The following is a 12,831-nucleotide window of genomic DNA, read 5'->3' as shown; positions in this document are numbered from 1 at the left end:
CGGTCAGGCCATGCCCTGGAGGCGCCAGATCTGGTTCTTCTTGGTGCTCAGCGCGCTCGCCGGGTCACAGGTCCACTGGTGGACCAGCGCGCCTGCCGTCTTCGAGACACCGCTGACGTCGACGCATTTGCCGCTGTGCGCGGCGACCAGCTGGTAGTCCTGGCTGATGCCGAGCGCGGTGACCGGGTTCAGGGTGAACATCTGGTTGGCGGCGCCGTTGCAGGTGTACTGGATGACGGCGGCGCCGTCGGCGGTGGAACCGCTCGCGACGTCCAGGCACTTACCGCTGTGCTCATTGACGACGGTGTAGGTGTTCGGCCGCCCGGGGACCGGCTTGAGGTCGAGCATCTGCTGGTAGCCGCCCTCGCAGTAGTACTGCTGGTACTGGGTGCCGTTGGCGGTGCTGAGGTTGGTGTCGTCCAGGCACTGGAGGCTGTTCTCGCTGAGGGCGACCGTGGAGATCGTGGTGCTGGACGGCGGGAGCAGGGTGATGGTGTAGCCGTCCGTGGCGTTGGTGTAGGGCAGGGTCACCGAGGCGGCGTTGTCGCTGACGGTCAGGTCGGAGTCGGAGACGGTGGTGGGTCCGGCGACGCCGTTGCTGTTGGGGAGGCGCTGGATGACGGCTCGGACCCGGCCGTTCTCCACGACCGAGGTGGTGTCGAGCCGGTTGAGGTGGACGGTGACGGTGCCCGTGTTGCCGTTGCTGCCCAGGAGGATCTTGGCGTTCTTGGCGGTGTTGTCCTTGGTGGCGAAGCCGTCGATGTTGGTGCCGGGCACGAGGTTGACGACGTTGCCCGTCTGGGAGCCGTAGTAGCGGTACGTGAACCACTCGCCGCGCGGCAGGTACTGGCCGGAGCTGTTCTTGGTGAGCAGGTTGGCCTCGTAGTCGTGCAGTGCGGTGCCCGACCCCCAGTTGCCGCGCAGGCCGTCGGCGCCGGCCCGCTCCAGGCGGCTGATGTACCAGGCGCCGCCGCCGGGGCTCTGCAGGGCCTTCCTGGCGTATTCGTTGATCTGGTACGGCCGGTGGTTGGTGAGGCCGTAGGTGGCGAGCAGACTGTTCATGGCGCCGGCGTCGGCGACCGGGTCACCGTCCTCGGCGTGCCAGCTCCAGATGTCGGGGACGGCGTTGTTGGCCTTGACGTAAGGCATGTACGCCTGCCACCAGGTGTTGTTCTCGGGGTTCTGGGAGTAGCTGGGGCCGACGATGAGCTGGCCGGGGAATTCGGCGCGGACGGCGGCGTAGAACCGGGACCACATCTGGAGGTACTGGCTCTCGGGCCGCGGCCAGAATCCCTGGCCGTTGGGCTCGTTCCACAGGTCCCACTGGACCGTCATGTTGTTGGCCTTGACGTCGGAGAAGAGTTGGTGGACGAAGTTGTCGAACTGGGTCCAGTCGCCGTTGTCACCGGGGAAGGGCTGGGTCGTGGTGCTGTCGGAGCCCCACAGGTCGTGAGGCAGGAGGATGAAGGTGCCGCCGAGCGCCTTGGTGCGCTGGTACTGGGCGAGGGTGGAATTCCAGCGGGTCCGGTAGGCGGCGAGGCTGGTGCCGTAGCCGCCGCTGTTGAGCTGGGCGCCGCCGGCCCGCTCGAACTTCCACTTGATGTCCTTGAAGAAGTGGTCCTGCGGCAGCGAGCCGTCGGGGGTCATCCCGTACAGGGTGCCCGAGGCGCGGTAGGTGGGGGCGCCTCCGGCGGTGGCGAAGTCGACGGTGACGGCGGTGTCCGCGGCCTGGGAGGGGGTGGCGGGGAGCAGGGTCGTGGCCAAGGCGGCCAGGAGGACGGCGACGGCCGAGGCGGCTCGGCGTCCGGTGCGGGTGGCGGGCCGGGGAGGTGCCCAGGGCGATGTCATGGTGCGGCTCCTGTGTGAGCGGGGAGGGGGGTCCGGGCGGACCGGGCGGGGGCTGTCTGCCGTGCCGGCAGCCCCCGCCCGGGAAGAGGTCAGCGCATGCCCTGGAGGCGCCAGATCTGGTTCCGCTTGTTGTTCAGCGCGCTCGCCGGGTCGCAGGTCCACTGGTGGATCTGCGCGCCCGGTGAGGTCGAGACACCGCTGACGTCCACGCACTTGCCGCTGTGCACCGCCACCAGCTGGTAGTCCTTGCTGTAGCCGAGCGCGGTGACAGGGCTGAGGGTGAACATCTGGTTCGTGGTGCCGCTGCAGGTCCACTGGATGACGGCGGCGCCGTCGGCCGAGGAAGCCCCCGAGACGTCCAGGCACTTGCCGCTGTACTCGTTCACGACGGTGTACGTGTTCGCCCGTCCGGCGACCGGCTTGAGGTCGAGCATCTGCTGGTAACCGCCCTCGCAGAGGTACTGCTGGTACTGGGTGCCGTCGGCGGTGGAGAGGTTGGTGTCGTCCAGGCACTGACCGCTGTGCTGTACCACCGCGACCGTGGAGACGGTCGTGTTGGACGGCGGCAGCAGCGTGACGGTGTAGCCGTCCGCGGCATCCGTCCATGGCACGCTCACCGAGGCGGCGTTGTTGCTGACGGTCAGGGTCTGGTCGGAGACGGTCACGGGACCTGTCACCGCGCCGCCGCCGTTGTTCGGTATGCGCTGGACGATCGCGCGCACCCGGCTGTTCTCCACGACCGACGTGGTGTCGAGGCGGTTGAGGTTGACGGTGACGTTGCCTGTGTTGCCGTTGGTGCCCAGAAGGATCTTGGCGTTGCGGGCGTTGTTGTCCTTGGTCGCCAGGCCGTCGGTGTTCGCACCGGGCGTGAGGTTCACGATGTTGCCGGTCTGGGAGCCGTAGTACCGGTAGAGGAACCACTCGCCCTTCGGCAGGTACTGACCGGAGCTGTTCTTGGTCAGCAGATCGGCCGCGTAGTCGTGCAGGCTGGGGCCCCCTCCCCAGTTGGAGCGCAGGCCGTCGGCGCCGGCCCGCTCCAGGCGGCTGATGAACCAGCCGCCGCCACCGGGGTTCTGCTGCTCGCGCCCGGCGTACTCGTTGATCTGGTACGGCCGGGTGTTGGTCAGGCCCGCGGCGGCGAGCGTCGAGTTGGCGTTGTTGACGGCCGTGACGGGGTCGTGCGGGATGGCGTGCCAGCTGTAGATGTCGGGGGCGACGTTGTTGGCCTTGACGTGGTTCAGGAAGGTGGTCCACCAACTGTTGGAGGAACTGGGCGGGTTGGCGATGCTGGGGCCGACGATGAGCTGCCCGGGCAGGTTGGCCCGCACGGCGGCATGGAAGCGGGACCACATCTGGAGGTACTGGCTCTGGGACCGGCCCCAGAAGCCGCTGAGGTCCGGCTCGTTCCACAGGTCCCACTCCACCGTCATGTTGTTGGCCTTGACGTCGGAGATGAGCTGGTTGACGAAGTTGTCGAACTGCGTCCAGCTGCCGTTGTCGCCGGGAAAGCCCGTGTTGGTGGTGCCGTCGGCGCCCCACAGGTCGTGCGGCAGGATGACGAAGGTTCCGCCGAGCGCCTTGGTGCGCTTGTACTGGGCGAGGGTGGCGTTCCAGCGGGTCCGGTACTCGGCGAGGCTGCTGGCGTAGCCGCCCCCGTTGAGCTGCGCGCCGCCGGCCCGTTCGAGGTGCCACTTGATGTCTGTGAAGAAGTGGTCCGGTGGCTGGGACCCGTCGGCGGTCAGTCCGTAGATCATGCCGGAGGCGCGGTAGGTGGGGGCGCCTCCGGCGGTGGCGAAGTCGACGGTGACGGCGGTGTCCGCGGCCTGGGAGGGGGTGGCGGGGAGCAGGGTCGTGGCCAGGGCGGCCAGGAGGACGGCGAGGGAGGCGGTGGACCGGCGTCGGGATCTGCGGGGTGTGCGGGGTGATGTCATGGTGCGGCTCCTGCAAGGGTGGGGGTGGGCCCCGGGCCCGGTCGGACCCGGGGTAGGTGCAGGAGGCGACCGGTCAGCGGCCGCCTCGGTGTGTGTGGGCTTCGGCGAGGAAGAGGTAGGCGGCCGCCGTCCAGGTGTAGGCGCGGTCGCGCAGGCCCGTCCCGGTGAGGGCGTCGAAGTTCTCGGCGAAGCCGTGGGTTTCGCACAGGGCCCGGAAGCGGGCGCTGATGTCGTCGGCGAGCCGGTGGTGGCCGGCCCGGCGCAGGCCGTCCTCGACGAGGACGGTGGCGGGGGCCCAGATGGGGCCGCGCCAGTAGCCGTCGGGGCGGTAGTGGGGTGAGGTGGGCAGTTCGGTGGCCAGCCCGTGGGGGGTCAGATGGTCCTCGATGCGGGCCGCCAGCACGGCGGAGACCTTCTCCGGCAGGTGCTCGCCGAGGGCGATCGGCATCAGGTCGAGCAGGCTGGAGCTGCTCCAGGTGCGGCCGCTCTCGACGCCACGGGCGACGAAGCGCTCTCCCGTCCACAGCTCCCGGAGCAGCGCGGCCTGGGTCTCCTCGGCCGTACGCGTCCAGCGGCTCGCCTCGTCGGGGAGGTCCAACGCGGCTGCCAGGGAGGCGAGTTCACGGAGTTGGAGGGTGAGGAACACGGCCAGGTCGGCGGTGACGACGAGCCGCTCGGGGTCGAAGGTGGTGGCATTGTCCCAGCCGCTGTCGTTGCCGTGCTGGTAGTGGGGCAGGGCGGCGCCGGGTGCGCGGCGCGCGGTGAGCCAGAAGTCCGTCCAGCGCACCAACCGCCCGTAGATCTCGGCGAGTTCGGCCCGTAGGAGAGGTTCGGGGAGGCGCCGGCGCAGGTGGCCCAGGGTCCAGCCGTGGATGGGGGGTTTGACGAAGTTGTAGAGGACCTCCGAGTGGGTCACCGAGTCGGGCAGGGCGCCGCTCTCGTCCTGGTGGTCGAACGGCAGGGAGAACTGGTCCAGGGCGAGGGCGGGCGATCCGGGTGCCAGGGCGAGGGCGTTGAAGCAGTGGTCCCAGCTCCACACCTTGTCCATCCAGTGCTTGGACATCAGCACGGCGGGACGGGTGACCAGGGACCGGGGGCGGACGGTCGCCGACCACAGGACGTACGCGGCGAGTTCGGCGGCCGGGGTGTCGGGCGAACGCCAGGGGGCCACGGTGTCGACGAAGGCGGCGAAGGCACGCTCGGCGCTCTCCACGGCCTCGGCGAAGCTCCGGGACGGGGTGAACGGACGCCGTGCGCTGTCCAGTTCCTCCAGCGCCGCCTCCCATACGCCGTTCCCGTCGCCGGTGAGGGTGAGGCCGCGGTCGGCCCGGCCCAGGGCCTGGCTCCCGGACACCTCGGCCACGGATCCGGACAGCACGGTGAGCCGGTAGCGGCGGCCCGTCTCGTACGAGGTGAAGGTGTGAGCGCCGGTCACCGGGTCGCGCAGGGAGTACGTGCCCGTGAAGGGGGTCAGTTCCTCGGCGGCGGCGGCGACGCGCAGTCCGATCCCCTCGCCTCGGAGGCGGACGGTGTCCGGGGTGTCGTAGACGCACGCGATGCGGCCGCCGGGCGCGGTCCAGGTGAGCAGGCTCGGGGTGGTCTCGACGCGGGTGTCGGCCCGGGTGCCCGTCGAGGTGTCGAAGGGGATGAGTCGGAGCACGGCGTGCATGCCGTTCTGGTGGGAGACCAGGTGGAGGTCCTCGGCGCGGGTCCGCTCCGCCGTGACGGGCGAGATGCCGAACCAGGAGCCGTGGGTGCTGAACGGGATGTCGTGGACGGAGAAGGCCGGGCCGGATCGGGCGGCGGTCATGTGGTGGGACTCGTTTCTTCAGCGGGGGTGGCCGACGGGTCGCGCGGTGATCAGTCCTTCACGGCTCCGGCCGTCACGCCGGCGGCGACATAGCGCTGGGCGAGGACCAGGATCACGGTGGCGGGAAGTGAGGCCACGACGGCGGTCGCCATGATGGCGTTCCACTCCTGGTTGTTGTTGCCGATGTAGTGGTAGATGCCGAGGGTGATCGGCTCGTGGGCGCCGCCGTTCGCGAGGGTGGCGGCGAAGACGAAGTCGGACCAGGACCACAGGAACGCGAACAGGGAGACCGTGACGACGGCGTTGCGGCTCATGGGCAGCACCACCGACCAGAAGGTGCGCAGGGGGCCGGCTCCGTCGGTCTTCGCGGCCTGGAGCAGCTCGTTCGGGATGCCGGACATGAAGGCGGTGAAGATCAGGACCGCGAACGGGACGGCCAGCGTGGAGTCCGCGACGATCAGGCCGGGGACGGACTGGAGCAGGTCGAGTTGGAGGTAGATGGCGTAGAAGCCCATCGCCATGATGATGCCGGGGATCATCTGGGCGACGAGGAGCAGGAAGCTGACCGCCCCGCCGCCGCGGGGGCGGAGTTTGGCGAGCGCGTATCCGGCGGGCGCGGCCAGCGCCACGGTGAGGGCGACGGTGCCGAGGCCGATGACGAAACTGGTGCCGAGGTAGGGCAGTTGCTGGTCGAACACGGCCCGGTAGCCGGCCAGCGTGCCGTGCACGGGGAGCAGGTCGGGCGGGGACTTGCGCATGTCCTGGTCGCGGGTGAAGGACACGTTGAGCATCCAGTAGACCGGGAAGAGCATGACGGCGGTGAGGGCGAGGCCGATGGCCGTCTTCCACCAGGTGCGGGCGGTCCCGGTCATGACAGTGCCTGCTTTCGCTGGACCCTCAGATACACCAGGCCGAAGACCAGCGCGGCGGCGACGAGCAGGTTGCCGACGGCCGCGCCGGGGCCGAAGGCGGGCAGCATATTGCCGAAGCCGAGCTGGTAGGACCAGGTGGCGAAGGTGGTGGACGCGTCGGCCGGGCCGCCCTTGGTCATGATCCAGATGATGTCGAAGACCTTGAGCGTGTAGACCAGGCCGAGCAGGAGGGTGACGGCGGACACCGGGCGCAGCAGCGGGAAGGTGATGTGCCGGAAGCGCTGCCAGGCGTTCGCGCCGTCGAGGGCCGCGGCCTCGTAGAGACTGCGGGGGATGGACTGCAGGCCGCTGTGGAGCACGACCAGGTTGAAGGGCACGCCGATCCAGATGTTGGCGATGATCACCGAGGTCAGCGACCAGGACGGCGAGGTCAGCCAGTTGATCCCGTCCAGGCCCACGGCGCGCAGGGCCGCGTTGACGACGCCGGAGTCGCTGTTGAGCATCCACGACCAGGTGGACGCCGACACGATGAGCGGCAGCAGCCAGGGCACCAGGAACAGGGCGCGCAGGGTGGCGGAGAGCCGGAAGTGCTGGTTGAAGAAGACCGCGAGCGCCAGGCCGATGACGTACTGGAAGAACAGGCAGACGGCGGTGAACACCACGGTGTGCGTCAGGGCGGGGCCGAAGGTCGGGTCGTCGAAGACCGTCCGGTAGTTCTTCAGGCCGGTGAACGGCGCGTCGCCCTGGACGAAGGAGCGCACGGTGTAGTGGCGCAGGCTCAGGTCGAGGTTGCGGTAGAGGGGGTAGGCGTAGAAGAGGACGAGGTAGAGGGTGACCGGGGTGAGGAAGGCCCAGGCGGCCCACTGCGGGGAGGCCGGGCGGCGGCGGGGCGCGGGGCGGGACGGGCGCGGGGTGGGGGTGTCCGCCCCGGGCCGGTCGGGGTGCGTCCGGCGGCCCGGTGGATAGGTGGTCTGCTTCATCGGGTCCACGTCACTTGACGGAGGACTGCGCCGAAGTGAGCGCGTCCTGGGGGGACTTGGCTCCGCTGAGGGCGGACTGGACCGCCTTCCACATCTGCTCGGAGATCTTCGGGTACCGGGTGCCGAGGTCGTCGCTGGTGCGGCCCCTGGCCGCCTTGACCGCCGCGACCCAGGGGGTGAGCTTCGGGTCGGCCGCGACCTGCTTGTCCCGCACCTCGGCGGTGGGGGCGACGTAGGAGAGGGTGGTGTCGGTGGCGTAGAGGTTCTCGGTGCTGGTCAGGCAGGTCACCAGCTTCTGCGCCGTGGTGTAGCGGTCGGTGTCGCCCTGGACGGGGAGGGTGACGAACTCGCCCCCGGTCGGGGCGGCCGCGTCGCCTCCGCCCGAGGCGGGGATGGGCAGGACGCCGTAGTCGAAGCCGGCCTTCTGCGCGTTCGCGAGCTGCCAGGTGCCGTTCTCGGCGAAGGCGTAGTCGCCGCCGGCGAACTCCTGCCAGCTGGTGGTCTGGGTGTTGTTGATCACCGAGTTCGGGGCATAGCCCTTCTTCAGCCAGTCGGTCCACAGCGACAGCGCCGACACGCCCTGAGCGGAGTCGAGTCGGGTGAGCTGCGCGCCCGATCCCCAGAACCACGGCAGGAACTGGAAGCTGCCCTCCTCGGTGCCGATGGCGGAGAAGGTGATGCCCTTCTTGCCGGCCTTCTTCACCTTCTCCAGCGCCGCCGTGAGCGACGGCCAGTCCTTGACCGAGGCGATGTCGACGCCGGCGTCCTTCAGGACCTTCTTGTTGTAGTAGAGGGCGAGGGTGTTGGCGCCGATGGGTGTGCCGTAGGTCTTGCCGCCCGACTGGCCCGCGGCGAGCAGATTGGGGTCCGCCTTGGAGGTGTCCAGTTTGTTGTCGTCGGTGGTGGTGAGGACGCCGGCCTCGGCCAGGGTCGACACGACCGGGTTGTCGACGATGAGGACGTCCGGGGAGTTGTCCTGCTGCGCCGCCAGGAGCACCTTGTTCGTCAGGTCGCTGGTGTCGAACGCGGTGCGCTTGATCTTCACGCCGGCCTTGCTGCCGCAGCCGTCGATCAGCTTCGCCCAGGCGGAGTCCTTGGCGAACTGCGGGTACGGGTCCCAGACGGTGTACGTGCCGCTGTCCTCGCTCTTCGCGGAGGAACTCCCGCCGGAGGAGCAGGCGGTGGTGCCGGTGGCGAGGGCTGCGACGGTCAGGGCCAGTGCGGTGAGCCGTCGTCCGCTGGTTCTGTTCATGGGGTGTTCCTTTGTGATCACGGCGGGTTGGTCGGGGCAGCCCTGCTGTATGGCATGGGCATGCCAATGAAGCAATGACTCGGCCCGACCCGAAGCCGGGCCGGTGAAGGGGCGGCCGACCTCGGCGAGGGCCGAAGGACGGACGTGCGTCGGTGTCAGGCGTGGGTGTCGGTGTCAGGCGTCGGTATCGGTGCGCAGGTGGGCGGGGCCCGTGCTGGCACGGAGGGAGATGGGGGGCGTCAGCAGGTGGTGACGCGGTGACGCGTCGGGATTGTCGAGGCGCTCGACGAGCAGGTCGACGGCGAGACGCCCCAGTTGCTCGGCCGGTACGTCCGCCGAGGTGAGCTGGGGGGTCACCGTCTCCGCCCAGCGGGCGGCCGCGACCCCGGTGATGGAGACGTCGCGCGGCACATGGCGGCCCGCGGCGGCCAGGCCCCGGTAGAGGCCCCCGAGCGCGGCCTCGTTCAGGGTGACGAGTGCCGTGGTGTCCGGGTCGTCGTGCAGGATCCGTTCCACACACGCCTGGCCCGAGGGCGCGTCGTCGCCGCAGCAGTACGTCGCCACGGTGAGCCCGCGCTCGGCCGCCGCCTTGGTGAAGCCGTCGAGGCCGCGGTGCGCCGACTCGTATCCGGCCCGCAACAGGTGCTCCGGCCGGTTCACGAAGGCGACCCGGCGATGTCCCAGGTCGGCGAGGTGGTTGACGCACGCCTCCACCAGCGCGGTGTGGTCCACCCCGACCCACCAGTCCCCGTCGGAGTGGGCGGTGCGGCCGATGCAGACGGCGGGGAAGTTCTCCTGGCCCAGGTGGTCGACCCGGTCGTCCCGGAGCCTGATCTCCATGAGGATGGCGCCGTCGACCCTCCGCTCAGCCAGCAGACGCTGGAACGAGCGGTCGCTGTCCGCGCCGCTCGGGGAGAGCAGCACGTCGTAGTCGTAGGCCGCCGCGGCCTCCACCACACTTCCGATGAAGTCGAGCTGCATACCGGTGTAGTGGTTGCCGGCCGGCGGGAAGACCAGGCCGATCGTGCTGGTCCGGCCGTTGGCCAGGGCACGCGCGCTGGCGTTGGGCCGGTAGCCCAGCTCGTCGATGACCTGCTGGATCCTGCGCCGGGTCTCCTCGGACACCGTGCGCTTGCCGCTCAGGGCATACGACACGGTGCTCCGCGAGACACCCGCCCGCCGGGCGATCTCACCGATGTTCACGCGACTCCTTCGTCGAACCGGTTCGAACGCGACCCGGTTGTCGAACCGGTTCGCGAGAAGGGAAGTTAGGAGGAGGCGAAGTAACTGTCAATGCCTCGCGCACACTTCGCCGGAACACAGGGTCAATCCGTGCCACGGGTATTGCTGGGCGATTTGCGGCGGTGCTAGCTTCCGGCGGACAGCTGTCGAACCGGTTCGCATCAGGGGGGTGGCGAAGGAGGCGCCGAGGCGGGCGACGCCGGCCTCCCAGCGGTCGCAGGAGAAGGCGGCGGGCATGCGCTGCTGTGCGCCGCCCGGCGGGCGGGCACAATCGGGCGTCGTACGGCCTTGACCGCCCCCCTCGATCAGGAGTTTCCGGTGGACATCTCGCCCGGCGCGCCGCACCGTATGGATCCCTCGGGCGGCTGTCCGCACGCCGTCAACGCCCGACTGCTGGCGCGGGACGCGGTCGCGTCCGTCGTGCTGCCCGGCGAGGTGGAGGGGATGGCCGTACTGGGACACGAGGCGCTGCGGGAGTTCCTGGGGCATCCCGATGTCGCCAAGGACGCACGGCACTTCACCGCGTTGCGCGAGGGGCGGATCGGGAAGGGCTGGCCGCTGCTGACCTTCGCGACCGTGCAGGGGATGACCACCGCCGACGGGGAGGATCACCGGCGGCTGCGGTCCCTGGTCAGCCGGGCCTTCACCGCGCGACGGGTCGAGGAACTACGGCCCCGGATAGAGGAGTTGACCGAGGAACTGCTCGACGGTCTCGCCCGTGCGGGCGAGTCCGGTGGTGGAGTCGCCGATCTGCGGCGGCACTTCGCGCTGCCGCTGCCGATGGGCGTCATCAGTGAGCTGCTCGGCGTGGCGGAACACTACCGGGAGCGGCTGCACCACCTGTCCAACCAGGTCGTCGCCACCGACATCGCACCCGAGGAGGTCGTCGCCGCCAACCGGGACCTCGTGACCGTCCTCGGCGAGATCGCCGCCGCCAAGGCCCGGCAGCCCGGCGACGATCTCACCAGCGCCCTCATCGCGGCGCGCGACGAGGACGGGGACCGGCTCAGCCAGCAGGAGCTGATCGGCACGCTGATATTGATGATCATCGCCGGGCACGAGACCACTCTCAACCTGATCACCAACGCGGTACGGGCGCTGTGCGGCCATCCCGACCAGCTCGACCTCGTCCGCGCGGGCGAGGTGAGCTGGGGTGACGTCGTGGAGGAGACGCTGCGCTGGGACGCGCCCGTGAGTTACTTCCCGTTCCGTTATCCCGTACGGGATCTGGTCGTCGGCGACACCGTGATCCCCAAGGGCACGCCCGTCCTCGCGGGGTACTCCGCCGCCGGGCGGGATCCCGACGCGCACGGCCCGGACGCCGACCGGTTCGACGTCACCCGACCCGAACGGTCCGGAGCCGTACGCCATCTGTCCCTCGGGTTCGGCGCCCACTACTGCCTCGGCGCTCCCCTGGCCCGGCTGGAGGCGACGATCGCCCTGGAGCGCCTGTTCACCCGCTTCCCGAAGCTGGAGCTCGCGACGCCCGATGACGAACTCCCGCGGCACTCCAGCTTCGTGGGCAACAGCGTGCGGGCACTTCCCGTCAGGCTCGGTCGGGCGGCGACGCCGCGTCCGTCGTGACGGCCGCGGTGGCCCCCTTGGCCGCCGCCGAGGCCAGTGTCCTGATGGTGGGCAGTGCGGCGTAGAGCTGGTCGCCCGGGCACTGGGTGTTGAAGCCGTCGCGGTGGCCGTGGATGGTCGGGAAGGTCAACTGGGCGCCCAGTTTCCAGGACTTGCGGAAGTAGTTGGTGCCGTCGGCACCCGCGGTGAGCGTGGTGGTCCCGGCCGGGTCGATCCCGTAGAGGCCGAGCTTCCAGGCGGCGAGCCGGGCCACCCCGGCCACGGCCGCCTCGCTGGGGACCGTGTCGGTGAAGTTGCCGAGGACGGCGATGCCGGTGGTCTGGGAGTTGAAGCCGTAGGCGTGAGCGCCCTGCACGGCGCGGTCGACACCGCCCTTGCGGCCCTCGTAGAGCGTGCCGCACTTGTCGACGAGGAAGTTGTAGCCGATGTCCCGCCAGCCCAACTGCAGGACGTGGTACGCGAAGATCCCCCGGATGACCGAGGGCGCCTCCGCGCAGGTGTAGCTGTTGGAATCGGCGGTGTGATGCACGACGGCCGCCTTGATCTTCCCGCTCGCCACGTAGACGGCCGAGGCGGGGCTGATCGATTCGTCCGCGCCCCAGCCGGCGCGGGAGACGATCGTCGGCCGGGGAGCGGTCGCGCTGCCCGGCGCGCCGGGGGACCGTGGGATCGGGGACGCGGAGACCTCACCGCGGCCGGGGTCGATCAGGTCCAGGCGCAGTCCCTCGGGCAGGGCGGACACCTTGTCCGCCGTCACGGCGACACGGACCTCGGCGCCGTCCGAAGGGCCCACCCAGAGGGGATCGGTGCCACCCCGCAGGGCCGACTCCTCCCCGTGGCCTTCCTCGCTGTCCAGACGCGACCAGCCCGACCACAAGCCGGTGCCGACGGACCGTGTACGGACCTCCACCGTCCCGATCAGCGGTGACCGCGGATCGTCCCAGGTGACACCGAGCAGGCTGAACGGCTCAGTGCCCTCGGCCCGCAGCGCCGCACCGCGCCCGTCCGGAGCGACCCGGACGGCACGCTGCTGACTTCGTGGCCCCGCCGGCGCCGATGGCCCCGGATCGCCCGAGCCATGCGCGGACGGCACGACAGCGACCTGGAGCGCCGCCATTCCGACCACCGCCACCGAGACCAGGCGCGTTCTGCTCCACACGTGTGAACTCCCTTGCCGACCGTGAACCTTGTGCGAACGGCGGTCAGCGTGCCAGCCGGAATACGATCATCGACAAATCGACACGGGAGACTCCCGGGCTATACCTCTCGCGAGCGACAGCGACTCGACCGAACGGCATGGCTCGGGAGTTCG

9 protein-coding genes are annotated in these 12,831 nt (G+C 70.1%); 1 reads left to right on the top strand and 8 read right to left on the bottom strand.

Translation table 11 applies throughout. From position 1 onward, the window contains the following. Nucleotides 1-3 precede the first annotated feature (3 nt). From ACZ5NW_RS06740 to ACZ5NW_RS06710, 7 genes are all read right to left on the bottom strand, one after another. Nucleotides 4-1,848, bottom strand: a complete 1,845-nt coding sequence (locus tag ACZ5NW_RS06740) for an RICIN domain-containing protein (protein WP_468742628.1) — start codon at nt 1,846-1,848, stop codon at nt 4-6. A gap of 89 nt (nt 1,849-1,937) precedes the next feature. Beyond that, nucleotides 1,938-3,779 carry an RICIN domain-containing protein gene (locus ACZ5NW_RS06735; RefSeq protein ID WP_468742627.1) on the bottom strand — a complete coding sequence of 614 codons (1,842 nt, stop codon included), beginning with the start codon at nt 3,777-3,779 and terminating at the stop codon, nt 1,938-1,940. Between the two features lie 73 nt (nt 3,780-3,852). Further along, entirely contained in the window at nt 3,853-5,589 is a 1,737-nt protein-coding gene (locus ACZ5NW_RS06730) for an amylo-alpha-1,6-glucosidase (RefSeq protein ID WP_468742626.1), read from the bottom strand. Between the two features lie 50 nt (nt 5,590-5,639). Then, nucleotides 5,640-6,461 (bottom strand): carbohydrate ABC transporter permease, encoded by an 822-nt coding sequence (locus ACZ5NW_RS06725; RefSeq protein WP_468742625.1) that lies wholly within the window; start codon nt 6,459-6,461, stop codon nt 5,640-5,642. Beyond that, complete coding sequence (locus ACZ5NW_RS06720; RefSeq protein ID WP_468742624.1) at nt 6,458-7,441, bottom strand: carbohydrate ABC transporter permease; 984 nt, start codon at nt 7,439-7,441, stop codon at nt 6,458-6,460. Before ACZ5NW_RS06720 ends, ACZ5NW_RS06725 begins: the two co-directional genes overlap by 4 nt. A 10-nt stretch (nt 7,442-7,451) precedes the next feature. Then, entirely contained in the window at nt 7,452-8,693 is a 1,242-nt protein-coding gene (locus tag ACZ5NW_RS06715; protein WP_468742623.1) for a sugar ABC transporter substrate-binding protein, read from the bottom strand. Nucleotides 8,694-8,867: 174 nt separating this feature from the next. Next, the gene (locus ACZ5NW_RS06710; protein ID WP_468742622.1) at nt 8,868-9,896 is read right to left on the bottom strand and encodes a LacI family DNA-binding transcriptional regulator; all 1,029 of its coding nucleotides are present in this window, start codon (nt 9,894-9,896) and stop codon (nt 8,868-8,870) included. A gap of 387 nt (nt 9,897-10,283) precedes the next feature. Between ACZ5NW_RS06710 and ACZ5NW_RS06705 the strand changes: the two genes are divergently transcribed. Further along, on the top strand, nt 10,284-11,519 hold the full coding sequence (locus tag ACZ5NW_RS06705) for a cytochrome P450 family protein (RefSeq protein WP_468743008.1): 1,236 nt from the start codon (nt 10,284-10,286) through the stop codon (nt 11,517-11,519). Here ACZ5NW_RS06705 and ACZ5NW_RS06700 read toward each other — a convergent pair. Next, nucleotides 11,482-12,678: a peptidoglycan recognition protein family protein gene (locus ACZ5NW_RS06700; RefSeq protein WP_468742621.1), complete on the bottom strand. Its 1,197-nt coding sequence runs from the start codon at nt 12,676-12,678 to the stop codon at nt 11,482-11,484. The two genes, ACZ5NW_RS06705 and ACZ5NW_RS06700, sit on opposite strands and share 38 nt — an antisense overlap. Nucleotides 12,679-12,831 lie beyond the last annotated feature (153 nt).

The organism is Streptomyces sp. NPDC032126 (genome assembly GCF_055580085.1).
This window is presented reverse-complemented; position numbering and strand designations above follow the sequence as displayed.

Coding starts and splice junctions, on each gene's coding strand:
- ACZ5NW_RS06715 (WP_468742623.1), bottom strand. CDS start 8,693: ATGAACAGAACCAGCGGACGACGGCTCACCGCACTGGCCCTGACCGTC.
- ACZ5NW_RS06735 (WP_468742627.1), bottom strand. CDS start 3,779: ATGACATCACCCCGCACACCCCGCAGATCCCGACGCCGGTCCACCGCC.
- ACZ5NW_RS06730 (WP_468742626.1), bottom strand. CDS start 5,589: ATGACCGCCGCCCGATCCGGCCCGGCCTTCTCCGTCCACGACATCCCG.
- ACZ5NW_RS06740 (WP_468742628.1), bottom strand. CDS start 1,848: ATGACATCGCCCTGGGCACCTCCCCGGCCCGCCACCCGCACCGGACGC.
- ACZ5NW_RS06720 (WP_468742624.1), bottom strand. CDS start 7,441: ATGAAGCAGACCACCTATCCACCGGGCCGCCGGACGCACCCCGACCGG.
- ACZ5NW_RS06725 (WP_468742625.1), bottom strand. CDS start 6,461: ATGACCGGGACCGCCCGCACCTGGTGGAAGACGGCCATCGGCCTCGCC.
- ACZ5NW_RS06705 (WP_468743008.1), top strand. CDS start 10,284: ATGGATCCCTCGGGCGGCTGTCCGCACGCCGTCAACGCCCGACTGCTG.